The following is a 1,531-nucleotide window of genomic DNA, read 5'->3' as shown; positions in this document are numbered from 1 at the left end:
ATCTTCTCTGTAGAAGTTTGCGGAGATACATATTCTTTCTTCTCATAAGCTCTCGCATCAGGCATTGGCAATGCCCTGCGATCTATCTTACCATTAACCGTTAAGGGAAGACTATCAAGGTGCATGTAGATTTTAGGCACCATATATTCAGGCAGCACTGCCTTTAAATGGTTCTTTAGATCGTCAATACCAAGGGCAGCCGCAGAGACATAATAAGCTACCAGCTGTTTCTCTGAAGCACCATCACCAACGGCAAGCACAACGGATTGCTGGATGCCTTCCATACGGTCCAATTGTGATTCGATCTCACCGAGCTCGATACGATAACCACGGATCTTCACCTGGTCATCATTCCTGCTCATGAACTCTATGTTGCCATCAGCAAGCCACCTGCCCAAATCACCTGTCCTGTATAAACGCTCCCCTTCTTTGAAAGGATGAGAGATGAATTTCTCTGCCGTTAACTCAGGACGGTTCAGATAACCACGCGACAATTGCACACCGCCAAGAAATAATTCTCCGGCAACGCCCAGGGGAACAAGCTTTAAATCGGAATCAAGGATATAGGCTTCTGTATTGGCTAAAGGCTTTCCTATAGGGATAATTTCTTTAGATTCCTCTAAAAAATAATAGGTAGAACAAATTGTATTTTCTGTAGGGCCGTAGGTATTGTAAATATTAAAAGCAGTCCTGATATGGTTTACATGATTTGCTTTTAGAGTATCCCCACCTGAGATCAATATCCTGAAGGTATACTTCGTATAATCTTCCATACTGTTCAGATATTCCAAAACATAGGGATTTGTTGACAAAATACTTATCGAATGCTTCTCACATTCGAAAAACAGATTTTCAATATTGTTTCCGAAAGTAGACAATACCACACTTCCTCCTGATAAAAGCATAGGGAAAATTTCTTCTATCGATGCATCAAAAGAAAAATTTGCCTGGTTTAAAATACGGTCAGAATCCTTTAATCCAAAATAATGTTTAAAATAAGTGCAATAATGATGTAAAGCACCATGCCCAATCATAACCCCTTTTGGCTTACCTGTAGTACCTGATGTATAAATGACATAAACGAGCTGGTCTTCCAAGATTTCTCGGTTTAAAGACAATTTTGATGCATTTTCCCATAGCGGTTCTTCTGTATCCAAAGCAATAGTCCGGATCTTCTGGTCTGATAGCAAACCCGATTTAAATGTTTGCTGGGTCAGGATCACCTTGGCCGCACAATCTTCCAATATCGTTTCTATACGTGATTCGGGATGATTAGGATCAATTGGAACGTAAGCGCCGCCGGCCTTGATGATCGCAAAAATACCGATGATCATTTCTAGTGAACGCGATACACAAATTGGCACCAACATTTCGTTTGAAACACCTTGCGTAATTAAATAATGGGCAAGCTGGTTGGATTTCTCGTCTAGCTCTTTATAGGTCAATTGATTATCTTCGAAAATCAAAGCGATATGATCTGGTGTACTGACGGCTTGCTTTTCGAACAAATGCATTACAGTTTCGCCTGGTG

General features: G+C 40.8%; 1 protein-coding gene. It reads right to left on the bottom strand.

Annotated features, from left to right (window positions below):
- Positions 1-1,514, bottom strand: a 1,514-nt coding sequence (locus tag GFU89_RS23190; RefSeq protein WP_318849374.1) for an amino acid adenylation domain-containing protein, incomplete at its 3' end; no start/stop codon positions are given.
- Positions 1,515-1,531: the final 17 nt, after the last annotated feature.

Source organism: Chryseobacterium sp. JV558, assembly GCF_033712365.1.
GTDB lineage: Bacteria > Bacteroidota > Bacteroidia > Flavobacteriales > Weeksellaceae > Chryseobacterium.
Note: the sequence above shows the minus strand (reverse complement) of the source record. Positions and strands in the feature narration are given on the sequence as shown.